We start from the raw sequence: 20,372 nt of genomic DNA, 5'->3' as shown, positions 1-20,372 counted from the left end.
CTCTTTTCGTCAGCGATACAGCGCCGGCACGATGACCCGACCGCTGTCGATATGAGTGGTGATGTCGCGGGGGAGAAAGTCAGCGACAGTGAGAGCGACTCTGCTCATCACATGCGAGGACTCGGCGAGCAGTCCGGGACGAGCGATTATGGGGTGGGTGAGTGCAGCATCGAATCCTCGCGTCGCTTCGAGGAGCAAGGACGTTTCGGTCAGAAGAAACGCCGCCGCGATGAAGACCATGCCGGTGAACAGAGGCGCGAAGCTACGGGTCATCAGGTCGCCGCAGTAGTAGTTGCAGTCCGACGACGACCGCGTGCAAACCGGGGTCGAGAAGGCGGCTGGTTGGAGGCGACGACACTTTTGCGAAGGCGTGTGACCGCGCGGTAGAGCCGCTGGCGAAGCGCTGCCGGAGTCATCCCAATCTCCGCGGCGATCACGGCCAGGTCGCAATCGGTCTGCTGGAGGTATGCCCGCTGTATCAGGGTGCGATCGAGGTCGTTGATGACCTTCTTTTCGACCGCCCAGGTGAGCAGAGCCGGAGCAGAGATGTCCGCTTCCGGTTCGTTCTCAGCACTGTCGGACTCGTCCATGACATCGGAGGCGGGGATCTCGTGGGCGAAGGTTTCCTCGCGCGTGATCTTCTTCAGCGTGTGCAGGAAGAGCGCCGCGTAGACGTTCTCACCGGATGGCCTGTAGGTGGCGATAAGTGACATGAACGTGGCCACTGTGGAGGCCGCTCTCTCATCGCACGCGTGATACCGATCGTGCCCACTGACCCGTGCGTGGCGCGTCAGGGAGATGAGCTTGCCGAGCATCAGCTGCAGTAGCGCTCGCCCGGCAAGGGCGCTTCCTTCCTGATGCAGTGTCAGCAGCGCCAGAAGCACACCATCACGATCTCGGCGGTGCGCCGCGGCGAGATCGTTGAGATCCGCGACCTCACGGAGCGCCGCCTGGCTCACCGACCACGTCAAGACTTCGGCGGCGGGGCGAGCGCAGAGGTACATCCACTCGGTGTTCAAGCGGCTGTACAGATTGCTCTGCGCGGTGCTGCGAACCGGCGTGGCCGGTGAAGCTGTGGTGGCGGTGGGTGCGTGGGTGGACGTTTCCACGATCGGTCTCCTCTGGGCGCGGGCGAGGTGGTCTCGCGCCCAGTACAGCAACCGGATATTGCCTCTGACCTGTGTGTTTGTTGTTGCCGGAGGGGTTCTCGTTATTGCCGGGGCGTTGTTGCCGTGACGGTTTCGGCTGTGCGGCGGTGGGCCAGGGAGTGCCCCTCACGTGCGCTCTTTCGGCTGAGGCAATAACCCCTTGGTGACTGCAGAGAAAACTTCAAAAAGTTTCGCGAGCGATGTCACTCAAGCCCCCGGATCCGGATCTTCCTCCAAGTAGAAGCCCACTTTTTCTGTGTGGCGCTCTTCCACACCCCAGTCGCCAGGAGGACCGGATGCACGAGCTCGACAACTCGCTGCAAGCCCAGCTGCACGATCTCGGCTACGTGCACGCCGTCACCGAGGAGATCCGCCGAGTCGCGGCAGCCCTGGCGGTGAACCCTCTCGATGAAGAGGCGAGCACTTCGCTGTGGCTGTTGGTGTTCGTCGAAGCGCCGGCCGCGCGCGCCGCGCTGTCGCGGGCGTCCGCATTCGACGTCGCGGATTCCGTCTCCGATTGCCGAACGTCCGACCCGACGACTGAAGCCGGCATCCGATGAAAATCGACCTCGCGAAGATCAACAACTTCGGCCGCAGCCCCAAGAGCAAGACCGATCCCGCGACTGAAAATAGCGTCGACTCCGTTGTCGACGAAGCCGAGGAGTTGGCGCGCGCGGAGCGTGCACAGTGGGGCCTTCGGCAGGTGTGGACCACCCGACTTCTCAAGGCAGGAATCCTCGCCGCACTCGGCGCCGGAATAGTTGCCCTGATCCTCGTCGTCTTCGGATCCTCGCCCACCTCGAACCTCACCGACAACGCCACCGAGGACACCGCAGACGTCGACACAATCGGTCAAGCGAAAGCCGAAGATCTTGCTCGGCAGTTCGTCGTTGCCTGGCTCCAGGCATCGCGTGGGAGTGAACAAGAACTCGATCATTTCGTCTCGGGAAGCCCCCGCCTTCCGACTGCGCCGTTGTTTGCCGCGACTGATCCGGCCGTCGCGTCGATCGAGTACGAGCAGAAGTCACGGACATACGCGGTGACGGTCTCGGTGTCAGTTCGAGCCGCCTCGGACCCGAATGCGGCCACAGTTCGTCGCTACTTTCAGGTTCCGGTTGTGGTTACCGAAGCGGGCGTGAGGGCCGCCGCACTCCCCGCCGAAGTAGCTGAACCGTCGACCTCGATCGACGTCAAGCTCGGCTACAAGTACCGGGTCGCCAACCATCCCATCGCCACGTCCGCTCACGAGTTCCTGTCCGCGATGTTGACCGGCAACAGGGAAGTAGCCCGCTATCTCACGCCGGGGGTTTCGATCGCACCGATTGTTCCGGCGCCGTATCGCAGCGTGGCAATCACCGATGTCTATTCGTCGGAAGACCTGAGTGCTGCCAGTGCATCGGCACCGCTGCCTGACGGTGATGTTGTGCGCCTCCTGGTGACGGCAGCGCAGAAAGTCACCGAGGTCGATTCGGTCAGTGGGCAGTACGCGCTGACGATGACATCCCGCGGCGGTCGGTGGGAGGTCAGCGCAATTGACGCAACGCCGCTGTACCCGCCGGCGGCACCCCGAACATCATCCTCGTCAACGACCGCACAGAGCGAGGCCACACCAAGTGCGAGTGCCCCGGAGCCCGCTTCATCTGATTCAGGTCAGGTTCCCGCATCGTCTGAATCAGGGCAGACCCCCGCACTTTCAGTGCCGACTGCCGGCGACGTGCCGTTGTTTTCCCCGCCAGGAACCGATCCTCATTCATCCGGAAGGTAACCCATCATGTCCATTGCGCTCGCAGCCACCGATCCCAGCAACGCGGTACTTGCCGTAGGACTTTTCGACAAGGCGCAGGAGTTCACGAGCGACGGCAAGCTGCTCCTTCAGTCAGCCGCCAGCTGCCTCGTTTTGTTCTTCCTTCTCAAGAATCTGATGGCCTCATTCACAGTTGCCCGACTCATCACATCAGCGCTCATCGGCGGTGCAGCACTGTGGGTCGTCTTCAACATGGACGTCCTGAAGGACTCGACAGGTGAGGAGTTGGAGAGCGCTCCCGCCGCGGTGCACATCGTGGCCGAGCCGAGTTCCGGCCTAGACCTTCCCGTGTGATCTCCGCTCGTTCGCACCGGCTGAAAGGCGCCTTGTCGGCAATGACCTCATTGCGCGACCGCTCTACAAGGAGGGCTCCAATGTTCGATGTAGCTAGCACTGCGGAAGCGAGTTCGCGGCTTCGCCGGCATGAAGTCACGAGTGGGCCGGTGCTGCGATGAGCGACGAGCGCACCACCGGGGAAGTCATCAAGAACTTCACCCGCGCTCGCAAGGTGCCGCAGCTGATTGGGCGTACACCCGAGGGACAGAAGCTGCCGTTCGGTCCCTATACCGTTCCGCAGGCCGTCAGCGGCGCAATCGTCGGTGGGCTCCTGTGGCTCCTGCATCCACTGTGGCTTCGGGACAGCATTTCCTGGAACGTCGGATTCTTCGCCTTCTGGTCACTGGGCACCGTCATTGTCGTCGGCAAACTCCGGTTTGCCGGCCGGAGCCCCGCCTCAGTGGCACAGGGAATCTGCGCCGCAGCCTTCGCGCCGGCCGGTGCCAAGATCCAGATCAACGGCCGCCGGGTGACCATCCGGCCACCCCACCTCGTGCGTCCGAGTGGCTACATCACTGCCGACCCCACGGCCGCCGAACTCAGCGCCACGGTCGTCCCGCAGGCCGTGCACATCGCCACCGCCGAGGTCACCGAAACCGCATCGGCGGAACCGGTCGCACCACGACCACAGACCTCCGCTCCGGTGCCCACACCGGCAAGCGGGCCCACCCATCGCGCCGGCCGATCGAGCGTCAAGGAACTCCTCGCTCTGACTGCTGCAGGCACCTCCGAGTAGAAAGCACCGCCACTATGGAACAGCCGACACTGTCAATGGCCGCGAACATCCGGTGGACGAAGTCCGGCGTTGTCTGGGCGGACTACGTGCTCACGGGCATCGACTACGGCTACCGCCCCGACGTGGACAAGCGCACTGCTCGTACCCTGCACACGATGCTCGTCCGCGCCCTTCCGGGCGAGTCACTGTTGATGGGCATCGCAGCATCGTTGAGCGCCGAAGCCGTCGTTTCCCGAATGACCGAAGGCGTCGATCTCGATGCACACCCGGACTGGGCAACCGAATGCGAAGCGACCCTGGACTCGATCGAGCTATACCGCCCAGGCCAGCGGATCTACTGGCTGAGCATTCCGCTGACCACACCCAAAGTCGTCGATCAGGTCAAGGCCGCGGCACATTCGACCTGGACCACACTCTCCGACTACATCGGGCTGCCACGGACCGCACTTGACGACGACGAGATCCGGGCCCGTGTCCGGCAGGCCAACCGGATCACAGCCGACATCCCCGGTCTCTTCGATGCGCAACCTGCCACTCCCGCTCAGATGGTGTGGCTGTGGCAGCACGCGATGACGCGCGGACTGCAGGTCGACCCTGACCTGCCGGACGCAGCCGTGACGCCAGGAGCAAAGTCAGGTGCAGCCCTGTCCGCATGCCGGATCGACGAGGGCGCCCAATCGGATCGAGAGAAGGCCTCAGGTTGGCGAGGCAAGGTCCCGACGTTCAGTCGGGTCCTGAAAGTCGACCAGCCGTACGAATTCGTCGACTACCCTGCCTCCTACCAAGTGATCCTCGCACTCGCTGACACCCCCGCCGGTGGCGTCTATTTCCCCGGCTCGGAGTTCTTCACCCTCGCTGACGACTTCGGCGATATCGATGTCGATTTCGCCGTACGACTCAAGGTAACCGCCGGTGCCGATGTCATGCGAGCGAACAAGCGCGCGCTCGAGAACCTGAAGGAGCAGTACGAACAGCGGGAAGGAGAGTTGGCCGGCGGCCAAGGTGTACTCGACCTCGCTGCCGCCGCGTTGACCGAATACACCTCGTTGCTCGAGACGAACCGCGATGAGGTCGAAGTTGCCTGGACGGCGTTGTTCGCGGTAGGAGCTGATTCCGAGGAGCGTGCACTCGCCGATGCGAAGGCATTGGTGAAAGCGTTCGAACAGCAGGAATACAAGGTGGTCGCGCCGGTCGGCTACCAGGAAGACCTGTGGTGGGCGATGTTGCCTGGCGTCCCCACATCGAAGATCGTCCGCGAGTTCGCTCAGATCACCACCTCGACGCATTTCGCGGCGTACATGCCTTTCATTCGCAACGATCTCGGCGATGGCAGCGGTCCGCTGTTGGCACTGAACATCACCACCTCTCGGATCAGTGTGGTTCACCATGACGTCGCCGGAAAGTCCCTGCGCGACCAGTCCGGATCCTTCGCGGTCACCGGTGAGCTCGGATCGGGCAAGTCGGTCACCATGAAGGTGATCGCCGGCCAGGTCGTCGACTGCGGGGGGCAGGTCATCGGTATCGACCAAAGCGATCTCGGCGAGTACGCCAACTGGGCCCGCGCCGTCACCGAAGCCGTCGTCGTCGACCTCGTCGAACCCGAATACAGCATGGATCCACTGAGGATCTTCGAGGCCGGGGTCGCAGCAGAAATGGCCCAGTCCGTGCTGTTGACACTGCTCCGGATCCAGCCTTCCTCAGACCTGGGCATCGCCTTGGCAAAAGTGATCGAGCCCGAATACCGCGCAGAGCACCCCTACCAGGGTTTGGGCGAGCTGACCGAACACCTCCTGTCCGGTGCTTGCCCGATCGCCCACGCCCAAGATCTCGGCGAAGCAATGAACGTCTACGCCCGCCGCACGTACGCGGCGGCACTGTTCGGCAAAGATCTACCCCCGCTGCCCATTACTGCTCCCGGCATCATTTTCCGCACCCACAAGGTCGACTTACCAACCCAGCTGCAGACCGAGAAACAACACCTCTACGAGAACCTGCCGCTGGAGAAGCGGTTCGGTCACGCGGTGTACACCCTGATCGCGAAGGTCGCCCGCGGACAGTGCTTCGCCGACCCCGACCAGATGGCGTTGTTCCTCGTCGACGAGGCCCACCACCTCCTGGGCGCCGACGACGGAGTCGACATCGTCGAGGACTTCGTGCTGCAGGGCCGCAAGTCCTCTGCCGCCGTGGGACTCGGCGACCAGGACTGCGCGTTCGGCACCCCGAAGCTGCGCGGACTGATCAAGACCCGCATCGCGCACCGTCATACAGACGAAACCCTCGCCAAGCGCGCCATTGAATGGCTCGGCCTCGACCCGGACGACTACGGACTGGTCAAGCAATACATGGAACAGACAGCTCCGGTAACCGGAAAGGACAAGTACGTCGAACCTCACCGCCGCGGTGAAGGTTACATGCGCGATGGCAGCGGAAACGTCGGCCGTATCAAGACGCTGCTGCCGGCAACCGAGTCTCGCCGAATTGCAGTGTCGACCACTCCGAAGGACAACAAGCTGGTGAAAGCATGACCGCGGCCGCGGCGTCCTCCCGTGAACGGGAGGTGGTTGACGCCCCCGAACCCCGGGAGTATTTCAGTGTCCGCGCCGCGGCCAAACGCTCACTGCTGTGGCTCGTCACCGCATGGATCCCACAATCCTGGCTGACCGCACTGATACACCTGACCCGTCCAGTAACCCGCTGGCTGTGGGCACGCTGGTGGAGCCGGCTACTCATCCGCCTCATCGCCGGCTGGCACGCGGCCGGCGCCATCTTGATGATCGTGGCCACCCCAGCTCTCGCCGATCCCGCCGGCGGCGGCGGTGCGAGCCCGTTCTTCGCCTGGATGAATCTGAAAGATTCGCACGGCATCGACGCGTGGGGCTACTTCCTGTCCATCGACAAAGGCAACGCCTCGGTGGGCGGCGGCTGGCGCATGATCTGGGCGTACATCATCACCCTCGAATACGAGGTCTTCCGCTTCCTGATGGCAACGGCCATCTGGTTCATCACCTGGGTGCTCTCGTTCGAATGGCTCGAGCTGATCCTCACACCCGTGCGCACCATCGCCGACTCGGTCACCTCCATCACCGACCAGTTCGCGCTGACAACGCTGATGCTCACAGTCGCCGGACTCAGCGTCGCCATCTGGATCATCCGCGGCCGATTCTCCACCGGAATCTACGAGCTCCTCATGTCCTGCGTCATCGCGGCCGCGGCCGTGGGCGTTCTCTCGAACCCGGTCGATCGCGTCCTCGGGGACGACGGACTGGTGCTGTCGGCGCGAGATGCCGGACTGGAAGTCGCCTCCGGGCTCGCCAACGGCGGTGATACCAGCGGAAACCCGCAGACCGAGATCGAAACGATCGAATCGAAACTCATCGACACGTTCATCCGCCGACCAACGCAACTGATCAACTTCGGAGTCGTTCTCGATGCCCCGGAAAACAACGGGAAATGCGTCAAAGAGTTCGACGCCGCGTACCTCGCGAAGCCAAAGGAGCCAGGACTCGCGGACAAAGCGCAGGACGTCGTCTCCGAGATCGCCCCTGGGGCAGGCGTAGCCCTTGACCTGATCAATCCCGACGCGAAACCCGAAGACCGCGTCAAAGATGCCATCGCCAAATGTGAGGGGGAGGACGGGCCGATGAAGGCCTATGCCGACAACCCCGGTCCCGGACAAGCAATGGGCCTGTTCTTCCTGATCTTCGCCGGCGCACTCCTCATGGCCTTCGCGATCTACCTCGCCGGCCGACTGATCATCGCCGCAGGTGTCTCGATCGGCAATGCCATCAAATCGATACCAGGAGTCGTCCTCGCCATCGCACCCTCGATGCGCGGACAGTTCTGGCGGACCATTGCCAACGTCGCAATGGCGTTGCTGCAGATGATCTTCGCCATCGTCTTCCTCGTCGGATACGTCATGGTCGTCGAGGATCTCTTCGCTGCAGACGAATCGAACCTGATCCGCACGGTGTTCTTCGTCGACATCTTCCTGGTCACCGCACTTCTCCTCTTCCGCCGAGCGGTCAAGGGAATGAAGCGAATGTCGGACAACCTGGCAACAATTCTGGCTAAACGACCCAACGCCACACCGACCGCCATTAGTCGCTCAACGCCCACCACAGCACGCGACATCGCTGCGATGGCCGCCAACGGACGCCACATGTACCAGGGCGGTAAGGCCGTGGTGAAAGGGGCAGGAGCACTAGCGAAGAAGTCCGGCACCGCCGCGGCAACGACCGGAAAAGTCGCAGCCGGAGCCACGTCGACCGCAGCAACCGGCGGGGCAGCTGCAGTGCTGGTTGCCGGACGGGTCCTCTCCTCGACGACGAAGCGAGCGAAGAACAAGGTCGACTCGATCGCCGATCCCGACAGCTATCCGAAGTCCACCTCAGGCACGGTCTGTGCCCAGACCAGTCGCGGAACCGCCGCTACGAACGCTGCTGCCGACGCTGTCCGGAGTCGACTGTCGAAAACGGCGGTGTCGGACAAGGCCGGCATCAAGCACCCGATCGGGGTCGCCCCGTCATTGCCGGTCCCCAACCCTGGCCAGGTCCGCGCCTCGGACACGACAACCAGTGGCCCGGACGGGCGCCGATTCCGCGAATTCACCACCACATCTGGGGCGCCGGTGATGTTGCCGACTACACCGGGCCGCACCCCGCGACCAGCCAGACCCGCCACTCCTGAAACAGGGATCCCCAACGGTTCAGCGTCGAAGACTGCTCAACTGCTCGCTGCCGCCGCGCAGTCCGGATCCGCGCCGGTAGTCAAGCCGAGTGCACTGGCCCACAGAGCTCGCTGATGACGCTCCTCGACACACCACCGTCGACCCCGGACACACAGGAAGGCAGCCCGAAAAAGTGGTGGTGGCTGCTCGCCGGCATACCCGCCTTCGCCATGGTCATCATGATGGCTCCGATACTGGTCATCCTCGCGACGCCCGGTAGTGACACGAACTGCGGTCAACCTGTGCCAGACGCCCGGGGCGGCAACCTCATGGGACTTAAGCCCGGATCCCTCGCGGTCCCGATGGCCGAAGGCACCTACACAATCAGCTCACCCTTCGGTATGCGCGAGGGAGGCATGCACGACGGCCAGGACTACGCAGCACCACTGGACACCCCGTTCTACGCCGCCGGTGACGGCGAAGTCATCGCCGCCGAGCCCGCCGCCGGCTACGGACAGTGGATTCGGATCCGGCACACCATCGATGGCCAGATCGTCGAATCCCTATACGGGCACATGCAGGCGTCCGGGGTCCTCGTCCACACCGGAGACAAGGTCACAGCGGGCCAACTGATCGGCAAGGTGGGCAGCGAAGGACAGTCAAGTGGACCGCATCTTCACTTCGGCATCTACCCCGGAGGCTGGTCACTGGGCGGCGGAGTAGATCCCATTCCGTGGCTCACACACCAAGGAACCATCTCGCCCAATGGCGGACCAGCAGAGCTGGTCGCACATACCGATTCCACCGGTGGCGACCTACCACCGCTGCCCGCCGACAACGGCAGCGAAGCGCACATGCAGGTCGACTCCATCCGCGTCATGCGGACCATCGCCGCGGCCTTCCCCGAGATCACCACCATCGGCGGATGGCGCCCCACCGGCGACGTCGCCCAGGACCACCCCGACGGCCGCGCGGTCGACATCATGATTCCCGACTCCGCGAGCGCCCAAGGGAAGGCGCTCGGCGACAAGATCGCCCTGTACCTCCAACAGAACACAGTGGCCCTCCACGTCGAGTACGTGATCTGGCACCAGCGTTACTGGGATGGCACCGGAGACTGGTCACTGATGGACGACCGTCACGGCTACACCGCAAACCATTTCGACCACGTACACGTCACACTCGAGGGCGGCGGGATGCCGACCGCCGACTCCCACTACGGCAACGCTCCGGGCGGTACGACCGCCACGGAGCCCTGCCCGCCAGAGGTCGGTGATCAGACCAAGTTCGCCCCTGACAGCATCCCGCCGCAATACACCAACGCAGTCTCGGCCGCTGGGTCTCAGTGCCCAGAGGTGAGCCCGGTTCTGGTTGCCGGCATCGTTCAACAAGAGTCCGGGTTCAACGAAAAGGCCGTCAGCAAAGGCGATGGCGTAAACCAGGGCGGCGCCGAAGGAATGAGTCAGTTCATGCCGGAGACCTGGAAGGCATTCGGTACGGATTCCGGTCTGGATGGAAACGGAAAAGCGGAACCACCGAACGCTGCCGACCCGTTCAATCCGTACGACGCGATCGCCTCGGAAGGGCGCTATCTCTGCCACATCGCCGACTACCTTCGACCGCATCACGACAGTGGAGCCGTCAAAGGCGACTTCACCGATCTGATCATCGCCGCCTACAACGGCGGGGAGGGTGCCGTCGTCAAATACGGCGGGATTCCGCCATTCGGCCAGACCCAGGCATACGTGCCGGCCGTGCGTGAGCACATGAAGAACTTGGCAGCCTGACACTCGCCCGGACGTTATTGCCACACGGGATCGGTGCAGTGCACAAGGGCATCCTCTGCGCCCTGGGCAAGTGTCAAACTCGGGCGGGGTGCTGCGAATTCATGCCGCTCACACGGGTGTAGTCCGACGCTTGGCAATAAGGGCGGCAAGCGGTCCCCTCCTGGGATCTCGCCGACAGCCGTCAGATCGCCGACACGCATAAAGGGAGGGAAGAGGGTGAAACGCCGTTACACCCGTTGACCGCTACGCAATCGACCGCCTGCTACACGAGGCACCGAGCCCGGATATTCTCAACTGCGCAGCAACCCAATCCGTACAGCGTCGAAGTCTCGTACCACTTCACCGATGATATTGAACTGCGACTCGATACGACCGTCGAACCAATCGACGTCATCTAGTGAGAGTTCCCGATTTGAGATGATCGTTCGCTCCACATCGCGCGCAACATACATGGCCATCGCGGCCTGTTCGACGGCATCGGTGACCAGCAAACGCTGCGGTTCGTCCTGTGCGTGTCTATAGAACCGAGCGGCCACACTGTGCATTCGACCTAAGTGGTCATGGAGCTCTGACCAAGCCTGCGCATTCAGTCCCCGCGACTCGGGAGTAGAGCCACCATTCGCAAACTCGTCACGATAAGTCCTGGCGGAGCTGGTTGCTCCGAGACACCTCGGCTGCAACAGCGATTGACCTCCTTGCAGGTCGGCAAGGAGGTCGGAAAGCTGGTCCGCCTGTTGGCGCTTGAGCGCGCGTTCTGCGTCCTCTCGCGCTCGGCGCGATTGTCTGAGCGCGACGAGCACAGCCCCTACCGTGGCGAAGCCCGCGAACCATGCGCCGACCGCCGCCCAGCCGGTGGCAGTCCAGTCCTCTGGATTCAGAACCGGCCACACCATCAACGATGTGAACACACCCCCGGCCAGTATTCCGACTACGGCGGGGACCACGACGACAAGATCCGCTCTATGCCGAACCCCTGCATGGTCACGATGCAGACTCTGATCATTCGAGGAAACAGCCACGAGGGGAAGCGTAGAGGACTCAAGAACTGCTGGGTGCGGCGAACTTTCCAATCCTGTAACGTAACTCAGTTCGGCTCCCTGCCGGGCCGCGCACATTGCGCATAGAGCGCAATCGGCAGGAGTTTCAGTGAGCGACGACAGTATGGGCGCCCAACTCTGGGATGAGCACCCGGGAGAACGGCTTCGCGACGTCATCATGCTTCCCCGCACGAGAGACGATGTTGAGGTCGCGATGTTCTATGACGAAGCTGCCAACCGGCTTGCCGACTCGTTTCGGGGCCAGCCGTTCGACGACACGATGTTGATTCCGTGGCTGAACCATCGGCGCCATGCCCTTGAGCTGTCACTCAAGCCTCATCCGCTATGCCTGCCGCCTCCGCGGGAAGACAGGTCACGTCGATACTGCACACCCGCTGGACCTGGAAGAGCTCAACAGGCGGCTGCGCCACAAGATCAGCCACAACCTGACGGCCCTTGTAATCGGGTTGGACGCACACCTCGCGGCACTCGACCTGGATCCGTTGGATCCTGAAACGCCTCAGCACATTGAGGCCGTGGTGGAAGTAGACGAGAAGGGGATGTCCTTCCGCTACGCAAGTCAGCTCCCGACGGCCCCGCAGCGATCAGACGGCGGCCATCCCCAGATTCGGCTGGACTTCCCGTCTCTCCGCCAGACGTTCGCCACTCGCTACGAGACTCTGACCGGTCTTTTTACTGTCCTTGAACTGCGGGAGGATGCGTTCGACTTCTAGTCCCTCGGGGCCGGGCGGGCCGTCATGCTCGACGTCCCCGGGCCGTCCGACCACTACGTGATGTCGCTATCGTCGGTGCTGGTACTCGGCGAGTGTCCATTCCGTCATGGGCGCCGCCGGTTTATCCATGTGGCGTGGCATCGCCAGCACTGTCGGCTGAAACCCGTACCGGATGCCGACGGTGTGTCGGGACGGCATGGAGGCGGCGTTGGGACGGCTTCGTGATGGGTGTGCGAGACCAGCGAGATCAGTGGCATGGCGCCAAGTACAGGTACGCACGCAAGGCTGAAGGAACGATAAAGACGCGTGAGATGGGTTGTTGCCTGAGCGGAAATATACCCCTACGCGGGGGATTCGCTCCGTCCATGCTCTCTTCTTTGCGCTGTTCGGAGCGTAACGCACGTGTCAAGGGGGTGGTGGTGTAAATCTGGTGTAAATCGGGGATTGCCGTTGTCGGTTCTCAGTGCATCTGGCGCGTTTCTCACATAGGTGGCGCGGCGTTGGCGCGGCTTCTCATCCGATGTGGCGGAAGCGGCGGAGCCGCAGGTCGGTACATCGTGGACGAAGCGGATCGGCGGAGCCCGCCAGGAATCCGCCACATCGGATGAGAAGGAGTTGATGTCGGCATGGCTGACGCAAGTGGCGCACCGCAGGTCAACCCCGATCAGCCGCGCCAGATCAAGCGAGAACCGACAGCCGTACCGGCATGGTGGTGTCGCAAGGTCGGGTCAATGGGATGAGGATGGGACGCCTCCCAGAGGATTCCAAAGGGAGGCGATGAGCGCACCGCTTCCAGATGTGGAGCGAGCGCGGATCAGATAACTTGGCCGGCGCGTGTCACACAAGCTCCCTTACCGGGATCTTCCTCCGAGTAGGAGAGATCCAATCAGCGGCGAGGTGGTGTGCTCGCTCGCGCAGGAGGGAGCAGCGTGGATGAGCAGCGAACTGCGAACGCAAGGTGGCTGCGGCACGGATCGGCAGTTGGATACGCCGAGTCAGGAATTTCGAATCGGCGAGCGGAAGAGGCAATCGCAGTGCCGGCACGCTCGTGATTTCCTTGCCGACTGGTGAAGGCGAGGCCTGGCGATGACAACCACACCTCCGCAGCAAAGTGGTGCGCGGTTCGCACGCTCTCCCCGAATCAGTTCCTTGCGGCCGCGGCCGCACACCTGGCTTCGCGACAGTTTCTGCTTGGGTACGACCGCGGTCGGTGCCAGCGCCGCCGCTCCGCTATTTGGATACAGCGCCCTCGCGATGCCCGCCGCGGCGGGCTTGTCGATCGCTGCCGTCTACGCCGGAGTAGCCGGCAAACGTAAGCAGCTTCGCGATGTCGACGTCGACGAGGTGATCGAAAGGCTGTGCCCGATCGTGGGGCTGCCGGAGGCCACCCGGGCGGTGCTGTCGACGTCGAAGTGGAGTCGTGGATGGCCGGGACTTCCGGGGAAACTCACCGTGCACTACGACTCGACACAGGCACTGAATGACGAGACGTGGCTCGCTGATATCTGCGGGGTCTTCGAAGATCAAGGGTGGGGTTTCTTCGAACTCGACAAGCACGACCCCGCCCGTCGGCGCCTGATCTTTACGCCCGCTGCCGAGCCGGAACGAGAAGTCTCCGACAGCGACCAGGTTGTGCGTGCGAAGCGGATCATCGCCCAGCTGTTGGGCCCGACCGCGACCGTAACCGCGATCGACGTCGCCGCCGAAACCGGCGAAGTGACCTCAATGGAAGTACGTCACGAACTTGGTCCGAAACTGGAATCGGATGGCTACCGGACCCGCGTCGAACGAGGAATGAGCGCGACGTTGCCCGGTCGCTGGCGAGCACGGTGGAACCTTGAAACGGATTGGGTTCGATTCGAGCAACGCACAGCATTCCCGGACAGCGTCTGGTTGCCGGCACCGGACCTCGACCCTGAGGTCGATCTCTTGGCCAGTTACGACTCGGTGGAAATTCCGTACGGAATCGACGAAGATGGCAACGAGGTTGTGTGGCGGCCGGCGATCGACCCGAACCTGATGCTGATCGGCCCACCCGGAAGCGGTAAGACCGTGACCGCACACAATCTGTTGGTCAACTTCTCGCGACGTGGATGGCCGATCTGGGTCCTCGACGGCAAGTACGTCGAATTCCTGGGATTCCAGGACTGGCCCAACGTACAAGTCGTCGCGACGACCATCGAGCAGCAAGTGGCGTTGGTCCACCGCGCCCGCGATCTCATGGAGTTCCGCTACCAGAAGATCGTTACCGGCGAGGCGACAGAAGCGGACTTCGAACCAGTACTGGTCTTTCTCGACGAATGGGCGGAGTTCCGCGGCAACGTCGAAGATTGGTACTCCAGGGTCAAACCGAAGGGCGGCGCCCGACAGCCACCGGTGCTCAACATGCTTGCGTCGATGGCGCGCAAGGCCCGAACCTCGCGAGTGCATCTGGTCTTCGGAACTCAGCGTCCCGACGCGCAGTACTTCCTCGGCGACATGCGTGACAACTTCGCCATGCGTATCTCCATGGGCCGCCTCTCCCCACAAGGGGCGCTCATGATGTGGCAATCACCGACGATCGGTACCAGCGTGCCCCGCAAGTGCCGCGGCCGCGGCACCACCGTCACCGACAACTATCAGCCCATCGAGATCCAGTGCTACCGCGTACCCGACCCGCGCAAGACGCGCGCCGGCACCTTCGAGTCCGATCTGCTCGACACCCTCCGACCCTCGATAACACGCCATCCGCGATTGCTGATCGTCCCGCCGGACGAACTTCCGGACATCGACGCCACCGACGACACGGCAGAGCCGGCGCCGCTGACGTACTTCGACTACATCGAGGCCGAATGGGTACTGGCCAGCGACCGGCCCGACCTCGATCCGGTACTCAGACGAGCGAGGATGACCCACGAAACCGATCGGCGTCTCGCGTCACCGACGGCGCTTCTCGGGCTACTCGGGGGCCGCGCCGAGCCCACCGACGAAGCGGCGGGAGAGCTCGACGACTACCGCACCCCGACGGCCGCCAAGAACGGCGCCACCGATGCCGCCTCGTTCCTCGATCAGCTCTCTGCTCCACAATTCGGTGAATCCTCCGCCGCTTGGGGGGAGTCCTCACGCAGTCGACTAGCCCTGGTCAAAGAACCGGCAGCAACCGAACCAGAGATACCGGTGGACGGCGGAGCCGAGGTCTTCGACATACCGGAGGATTCACCTGACACCTACGGGGACCAGTACGGGCCGGTCCGCGATGTTCGCGCTGCCGATGTCGCACTCGGAGACCTGTTGCTGATGGAGGACATCGACGAATGGGTCGTCGTAGACACCGATCCCGAACCGGACATCATCGAAGACTCATTGCTGTCACTGACCTGGCGCAGCGACACCGATGAGTACGGCGACCTCGCCTTACCTGACAGTTCCTACGTATCAATCCGCAAACCCATCCAGATATCAGGCTGAAGGGGGTTCAGCGAATATCTCGGCCGACCGACAATTTAGAGCAGCGAACCATTGGTGACACCGGCACAGACGGGGGAGCACGATCGAATGAACCGACCAGTCTTTCCTGTGAAGAAGGCGGAACCGATGGTTGACCTGGCAGTTGGATCGAAGATGGCGGTTCTCGGAAGGTGTGGAGGAGGCCAAGAGGGTGTTCGCCTTCGCTCGGCGGGGCGGCGACCAACCTCGTCCTCTTCCTCCCGTCCACCCCCGCAACGACGACATCAACTGTCCGGCCCCGACGATATTCCGAGCGGCGCACCGCAACGGATTGCCGCATTCAAGTCGATAGCGGCCAGGGAATTACAGGCAGTACTTCGAGGACAGAAGCGAGCGATGCTGCGGGAAATATCTAACACCGGCACGCCCCCAAAGTCAGTGTGACTTTCTTGTTCTTCTTCACTCGGTCAACGGTCGGACTGGGGTCGAGAAGCCCTGATGCTTCCTCGTTGGGAAAAGGGAAGGTCGTACGATGACCGTAAATCGGGTGACACCCAAACGGACTCGGACAGTGAGGCGTTCGGCTTTACCGACACCGCCGCGGAGCCGAGAGACCGAGCACCTAGGGGAGTTCGACTACGACGCCTTCATCTCCTACACCCACCATGATCGGCCTGTTGCTGCTGGTATTCAGAAAGGTTTGCACCGTATCGGTCGGAAATTAGGCCGATTGAATGCTCTACGGGTGTTTCGTGATGCCACGGACGTCACCGCCAGCCCCGACTTGTGGGGCAAGGTCTGTGAGGCGATGGATCGTTCCCGCTACTTGATTGTGGTGCTTTCCCCGGACTCGGTGGCCTCCGTCTGGGTCAACAAGGAGGTCACGTACTGGCTCCAGCAGCGAGGGCCGGATCAGTTGATGTTTGTCGTGGTTGCTGGCCACCTCACGTGGGATGAAACGACTGGCAGGTTTGATCCGGACAAGTCCGATGTTGCTCTCCCCGTGCTGACACAACCGGGCGCCCTTGCCGCTGAGCCCTTTTACGTCGATGTCACTGATGATTCGCCGTGGGATCCCCAGACACCGATCTTCCGCGAGAAGGTAACGGACCTGGCCGCCCCCATCCATGGCAAGCCTAAGTACGAACTGGCGAGCGATGATCTGCGAGAGTTGCGCCGGTACCGCCGTGTGCGGCGCGTCGCGGTCGCTGGTCTCGTTGTACTGACCGTCATCGCTCTTATCGCTGCAGCGGTCGCGATCGTTCAACGACAGTCCGCGATCGATCAGCGGCAAGAGGCAATACACCAGCGCAATCAGGCGATAGCTCTCGCATTGGCGGCCGAGTCGCAGTCCATGCTCGCTGGCATCCGTCCCAGCGATGCCCGCGGGCTGCAACAGGTCCTCGCCGCCCAGGCCCTCGCGCCGAGTTCGAATGAGGGCGCCCTCCTTGATGCTGTGATCGCTCGCCGCTACCTACTCAAGGTTATCGAGCCGGTTGGACGTCCGACGAATGCGGTATTCAGTCCGGATGGGACGCGCATAGTCTCCGGCAGTAACGACAAGAGCGTGCGTCAGTGGGACGTCGCCACCGGCCTGCAGATCGGTTCGGCGATGACCGGACACCAGGGGATTGTGGGCAGCGTGGCGTTCAGTCCGGATGGGACGCGCATAGTCTCCGGCAGTAACGACAAGAGCGTGCGTCAGTGGGACGTCGCCACCGGCCTGCAGATCGGTTCGGCGATGACCGGACACCAGGGTTTGGTGTACGACGTGGCGTTCAGCCCTGATGGGAAGCGCATAGTCTCCAGCGGTGAGGAGTACATCACGGGTCAGGTTCCGTATGACCCAGACACCAAAGACGCCGTGCGTCAGTGGGACGTAGCCACCGGCCGGCAGATCGGCCCGGCGATGCGCTGGGGGGGCGGGAGTGTGGCGTTCAGTCCGGACGGGCAACAAATCGTCGGAGCTGCTGGCCGCACGGTGCGTCAGTGGGACGTTGCCACCGGCAACGTGGTAGCCCTTCCAGTGCCCGGGCGCCAAGGACCAGGTTGGAGCGCGAAACTTAGTGGTCTGATCCGTTAATTCGTCGGGGGTTGCTGCCAGGCGGTGGGGTCGGCGAGGAAGAGCCCGCAGGCGCAGTCGAGGGCGTCCTCGGGGGTGCCGGCGAAATCGCCGTTAGGCAGGATCGAGTCTTGGTATTTGCCGCTGCTGGCGAGGTGAATCGCGAATCCCCACGAGCGGGCCGATCCTCCGTAACGCAGCCGCATCAGCGGTATGACGGTGCCGTCCGGCAGTGTCGCGTCGACGTAGGCGAACGGTCCCCGGAACCGGGCGTCGACGTCACGCAGTTCCGGCCAGCGGGCGCGGGCGTGATCGAACAAACGCAGGCGCAGGGAGTTCTTCGTCGATTCCGGTGGTGTCGGCACGGGGTTCATCGTGCCCGATGACCACCCGTGTCGGTCACCGATCTCGGTGGTGTCGCACGTGAAGGTTGTGGCATGTGTGATGAATGTGACCTGGTGGTGCTGCCGTGGTGATGGTCAGCCCGTTCCGGATCGTGTTGGACGACGCCGATCGCGTCGAGCTCGAGCGGCGGGTGCGGGCGGGCAACACCGCGCAGAAGGTGGTGCTGCGCGCGGTGATCGTGTTGATGGCCGCCGACGGCGCGTCGAACGCGGTCATCGCCGACGAGCTCGGCATCTGCGTCGATACCGCCCGCAAGTGGCGGGCCCGGTTTTACGCCAAGGGCATCAAGGCCCTGGCGGATGCGCCCCGCTCGGGGCGCCCGCCGGTGTACACGCCCACGGAGGTGGCCCGGGTCAAGGCGTGGGCGTGCGAGTTGCCGGCCGAACACGAATTGCCTCTGTCGCGGTGGAGTGCCCCGGAATTGGCCCGTCAGCTGCTGATCGATGGGATCGGGGCCTCGGCGTCGACGGTGCGCCGCTGGCTCGCCCAGGACGCCCTCAAACCCTGGCAGCATCAGTCGTGGATCTTCATCCGGGACCCGCGGTTCGAGGCGAAGGCCACCGTCGTCCTCGATCTCTATGCCCGCAGCTACCAGGGCGTCGAGCTGGGCGCGGACGAGTACGTGATCTCTGCGGACGAAAAACCCTCCATCCAGGCCCGCCGACGCTGCCATCCCACGCAGCCGGCCGGCAAAAGCCGTCCGATGCGCGTCAATCACGACTACCGCCGTGGTGGGGCCCTGGCTTATCTGGCGGCCTACGACGTACACCGGGCCACGGTGTTCGGCCGGTGCGAAACCACCACGGGCATCGCCCCGTTCACCGCCCTCGTCGACCAGGTCATGGCGCAGGAACCGTACGCCTCTGCCGCCCGGGTGTTCTGGATTGTCGACAACGGGTCCTCGCATCGCGGCCGGGCCGCGATCGACCGGCTGGCCGCCAGGTATCCGAACGCGGTGATGGTCCATACCCCGAAGCACGCCTCGTGGCTGAACCAGGTCGAGATCTTCTTCTCGATCATCCAACGCAAAGTGCTCTCGCCCAACAATTTCGAAGATCTTGATGCTGTCGAACGGCGCTTGCTCGCCTTCGAGGACCGGTACAACGCCACCGCCGTGCCGTTCAAGTGGCGCTACACCACCACCGACCTCCACCGACACCTCGAACGACTCGACCACCACGACCGAACCCTGCAAGCGGCATGACCCCCGACGAATTAATGAATCCAACCACTTAGCCGGGGCCAGCTAGCGGCTCTGGTCGGGTGCTCGGACTTGGTGGCTGCCGGGTGTGCAGTGCCTGAGCGCCTGGAAGGCTATGTGGCACGTCAACATGTGACATGATTAGTCAACATGTCCAGCGTAAATGACACATATTCTGGTCGATTCATCGGCCGCGCGAAGGGATGGCACACCCATGCGACCACGGGCACTCGTGTTCGATCTGTACGGCGAATACTTCCGCTATACCGGCGGGGCGGCCAAGCTCGGGGCCCTGACCGAACTGATGGGAGTCTTCGGCGTCGAGCCGGCCACGGTGCGGGTGGTGATGACACGCCTACGCAAGGAAGGGTGGTTCGACTCGGCGAAGAATGGGCGCGAGGTGTCGTACCTGCTCAACGACAAGAGTTGGCACCTGCTCGACGACGGCCGCACCCGCATCTTCGAGCGACACTTCGACGAGTGGGACCGCACCTGGACGCAGGCGCTCGTCGACGACTCAGGCCTCGATCGGGAACGGCGCAAACGGATCGAAACCGCACTGACCTGGTGGGGATTCGGGCAGTACGGCGGTTCCGCGTGGTTCTCGCCGCACGATCGCGAGAAGCAGCTGCGCGAAATGCTCTCGGGTGACGACGAGCTTCATGTTCAGTTCCTGCGCAGCCAGACGGCGGGCCTGCCGAGCGACCGGCTCATCGCGGAGCGTTGCTGGGATCTGCGTGAACTCGGCGCCGACTACCAGGGGTTCATCGAAGAGTTCCAGCCCAGGCTCGCGCGCTACCGCCGAGGCCTGGGTGGCCGGGCGGCTCTCGTCGAACGGATGCAGCTGATCCAGGAGTATCGGAAGTACCCCTTCCGTGACCCCGACCTGCCCGAATCCCTCCTGCCCCCAGGATGGCGCGGCCGGGTCGCGCACGACGTGTTCACCGAATGCCACGACACGCTGCGCTCCGACGCCGAGGAGTTCATCGCCAGCACCGCCGCAAACATGTAACAGACATATTGACTCTTC

The 20,372-nt window shown here is 63.2% G+C and carries 16 protein-coding genes; 12 read left to right on the top strand and 4 right to left on the bottom strand.

Annotation, left to right across the window (positions count from 1 at the left end; genetic code table 11):
* Positions 1 to 9: 9 nt before the first annotated feature.
* Both CA951_RS26450 and CA951_RS26445 read right to left on the bottom strand, forming a co-directional pair.
* A complete protein-coding gene (locus CA951_RS26450; RefSeq protein ID WP_087559660.1) occupies positions 10 to 273 on the bottom strand; it encodes a hypothetical protein in 264 nt (87 codons plus the stop codon).
* Positions 273 to 1,109, bottom strand: coding sequence for a sigma-70 family RNA polymerase sigma factor (locus CA951_RS26445; protein ID WP_087559659.1), 837 nt, complete (start codon positions 1,107 to 1,109; stop codon positions 273 to 275). The genes CA951_RS26450 and CA951_RS26445 overlap by 1 nt, the downstream gene beginning before the upstream one ends.
* A 335-nt stretch (positions 1,110 to 1,444) precedes the next feature.
* Here CA951_RS26445 and CA951_RS26440 point away from each other — a divergent pair, with 335 nt between their 5' ends.
* The 7 genes from CA951_RS26440 (at position 1,445) to CA951_RS26410 (ending at position 10,477) form a co-directional block, all read left to right on the top strand.
* Positions 1,445 to 1,708 carry a hypothetical protein gene (locus tag CA951_RS26440; protein WP_087559658.1) on the top strand — a complete coding sequence of 88 codons (264 nt, stop codon included), beginning with the start codon at positions 1,445 to 1,447 and terminating at the stop codon, positions 1,706 to 1,708.
* Positions 1,705 to 2,913 carry a conjugal transfer protein gene (locus CA951_RS26435; protein ID WP_087559657.1) on the top strand — a complete coding sequence of 403 codons (1,209 nt, stop codon included), beginning with the start codon at positions 1,705 to 1,707 and terminating at the stop codon, positions 2,911 to 2,913. The genes CA951_RS26440 and CA951_RS26435 overlap by 4 nt, the downstream gene beginning before the upstream one ends.
* Positions 2,914 to 2,919: 6 nt before the next feature.
* The gene (locus CA951_RS26430; RefSeq protein WP_087559656.1) at positions 2,920 to 3,246 is read left to right on the top strand and encodes a hypothetical protein; all 327 of its coding nucleotides are present in this window, start codon (positions 2,920 to 2,922) and stop codon (positions 3,244 to 3,246) included.
* A 157-nt stretch (positions 3,247 to 3,403) separates the two neighbouring features.
* On the top strand, positions 3,404 to 4,024 hold the full coding sequence (locus CA951_RS26425) for a hypothetical protein (RefSeq protein WP_087559655.1): 621 nt from the start codon (positions 3,404 to 3,406) through the stop codon (positions 4,022 to 4,024).
* 14 nt (positions 4,025 to 4,038) lie between these two features.
* Complete coding sequence (locus tag CA951_RS26420) at positions 4,039 to 6,549, top strand: ATP-binding protein (RefSeq protein ID WP_087559654.1); 2,511 nt, start codon at positions 4,039 to 4,041, stop codon at positions 6,547 to 6,549.
* A complete protein-coding gene (locus CA951_RS26415) occupies positions 6,546 to 8,825 on the top strand; it encodes a hypothetical protein (protein WP_087559653.1) in 2,280 nt (759 codons plus the stop codon). Before CA951_RS26420 ends, CA951_RS26415 begins: the two co-directional genes overlap by 4 nt.
* On the top strand, positions 8,825 to 10,477 hold the full coding sequence (locus CA951_RS26410; protein ID WP_087559652.1) for a M23 family metallopeptidase: 1,653 nt from the start codon (positions 8,825 to 8,827) through the stop codon (positions 10,475 to 10,477). The genes CA951_RS26415 and CA951_RS26410 overlap by 1 nt, the downstream gene beginning before the upstream one ends.
* A gap of 290 nt (positions 10,478 to 10,767) precedes the next feature.
* Here CA951_RS26410 and CA951_RS26405 read toward each other — a convergent pair whose 3' ends face one another.
* Positions 10,768 to 11,496, bottom strand: coding sequence for a hypothetical protein (locus CA951_RS26405; RefSeq protein WP_143543097.1), 729 nt, complete (start codon positions 11,494 to 11,496; stop codon positions 10,768 to 10,770).
* A gap of 329 nt (positions 11,497 to 11,825) precedes the next feature.
* Here CA951_RS26405 and CA951_RS26400 point away from each other — a divergent pair, with 329 nt between their 5' ends.
* From CA951_RS26400 to CA951_RS26390, 3 genes are all read left to right on the top strand, one after another.
* Positions 11,826 to 12,248, top strand: a complete 423-nt coding sequence (locus CA951_RS26400) for a hypothetical protein (protein WP_087559650.1) — start codon at positions 11,826 to 11,828, stop codon at positions 12,246 to 12,248.
* 1,086 nt (positions 12,249 to 13,334) lie between these two features.
* Positions 13,335 to 15,695 carry an FtsK/SpoIIIE domain-containing protein gene (locus CA951_RS26395; protein WP_087559649.1) on the top strand — a complete coding sequence of 787 codons (2,361 nt, stop codon included), beginning with the start codon at positions 13,335 to 13,337 and terminating at the stop codon, positions 15,693 to 15,695.
* 511 nt (positions 15,696 to 16,206) lie between these two features.
* On the top strand, positions 16,207 to 17,757 hold the full coding sequence (locus CA951_RS26390; protein ID WP_087559648.1) for a toll/interleukin-1 receptor domain-containing protein: 1,551 nt from the start codon (positions 16,207 to 16,209) through the stop codon (positions 17,755 to 17,757).
* Here CA951_RS26390 and CA951_RS26385 read toward each other — a convergent pair.
* Complete coding sequence (locus CA951_RS26385; RefSeq protein ID WP_256974084.1) at positions 17,754 to 18,101, bottom strand: hypothetical protein; 348 nt, start codon at positions 18,099 to 18,101, stop codon at positions 17,754 to 17,756. The two genes, CA951_RS26390 and CA951_RS26385, sit on opposite strands and share 4 nt — an antisense overlap.
* Before the next feature lie 110 nt (positions 18,102 to 18,211).
* On the opposite strand from CA951_RS26385, the gene CA951_RS26380 reads away from it, so the two are divergent.
* Complete coding sequence (locus tag CA951_RS26380; protein ID WP_087559676.1) at positions 18,212 to 19,345, top strand: IS630 family transposase; 1,134 nt, start codon at positions 18,212 to 18,214, stop codon at positions 19,343 to 19,345.
* Between the two features lie 211 nt (positions 19,346 to 19,556).
* Positions 19,557 to 20,354: a PaaX family transcriptional regulator C-terminal domain-containing protein gene (locus CA951_RS26375; RefSeq protein ID WP_087559647.1), complete on the top strand. Its 798-nt coding sequence runs from the start codon at positions 19,557 to 19,559 to the stop codon at positions 20,352 to 20,354.
* The last annotated feature ends 18 nt before the right edge of the window (positions 20,355 to 20,372 follow it).

The sequence above is a fragment of the Rhodococcus sp. NCIMB 12038 genome (assembly GCF_002165735.1).
Lineage (GTDB): Bacteria > Actinomycetota > Actinomycetes > Mycobacteriales > Mycobacteriaceae > Rhodococcus_F.
This window is presented reverse-complemented; position numbering and strand designations above follow the sequence as displayed.

What these genes read in the sequence shown, in the direction of transcription:
- CA951_RS26450 (WP_087559660.1), bottom strand. Translation starts at nt 273, where the DNA reads ATGACCCGTAGCTTCGCGCCTCTGTTCACCGGCATGGTCTTCATCGCG.
- CA951_RS26430 (WP_087559656.1), top strand. Translation starts at nt 2,920, where the DNA reads ATGTCCATTGCGCTCGCAGCCACCGATCCCAGCAACGCGGTACTTGCC.
- CA951_RS26380 (WP_087559676.1), top strand. Translation starts at nt 18,212, where the DNA reads ATGGTCAGCCCGTTCCGGATCGTGTTGGACGACGCCGATCGCGTCGAG.
- CA951_RS26435 (WP_087559657.1), top strand. Translation starts at nt 1,705, where the DNA reads ATGAAAATCGACCTCGCGAAGATCAACAACTTCGGCCGCAGCCCCAAG.
- CA951_RS26415 (WP_087559653.1), top strand. Translation starts at nt 6,546, where the DNA reads ATGACCGCGGCCGCGGCGTCCTCCCGTGAACGGGAGGTGGTTGACGCC.
- CA951_RS26410 (WP_087559652.1), top strand. Translation starts at nt 8,825, where the DNA reads ATGACGCTCCTCGACACACCACCGTCGACCCCGGACACACAGGAAGGC.
- CA951_RS26440 (WP_087559658.1), top strand. Translation starts at nt 1,445, where the DNA reads ATGCACGAGCTCGACAACTCGCTGCAAGCCCAGCTGCACGATCTCGGC.
- CA951_RS26390 (WP_087559648.1), top strand. Translation starts at nt 16,207, where the DNA reads ATGACCGTAAATCGGGTGACACCCAAACGGACTCGGACAGTGAGGCGT.
- CA951_RS26425 (WP_087559655.1), top strand. Translation starts at nt 3,404, where the DNA reads ATGAGCGACGAGCGCACCACCGGGGAAGTCATCAAGAACTTCACCCGC.
- CA951_RS26395 (WP_087559649.1), top strand. Translation starts at nt 13,335, where the DNA reads ATGACAACCACACCTCCGCAGCAAAGTGGTGCGCGGTTCGCACGCTCT.
- CA951_RS26400 (WP_087559650.1), top strand. Translation starts at nt 11,826, where the DNA reads ATGCCCTTGAGCTGTCACTCAAGCCTCATCCGCTATGCCTGCCGCCTC.
- CA951_RS26375 (WP_087559647.1), top strand. Translation starts at nt 19,557, where the DNA reads ATGCGACCACGGGCACTCGTGTTCGATCTGTACGGCGAATACTTCCGC.
- CA951_RS26420 (WP_087559654.1), top strand. Translation starts at nt 4,039, where the DNA reads ATGGAACAGCCGACACTGTCAATGGCCGCGAACATCCGGTGGACGAAG.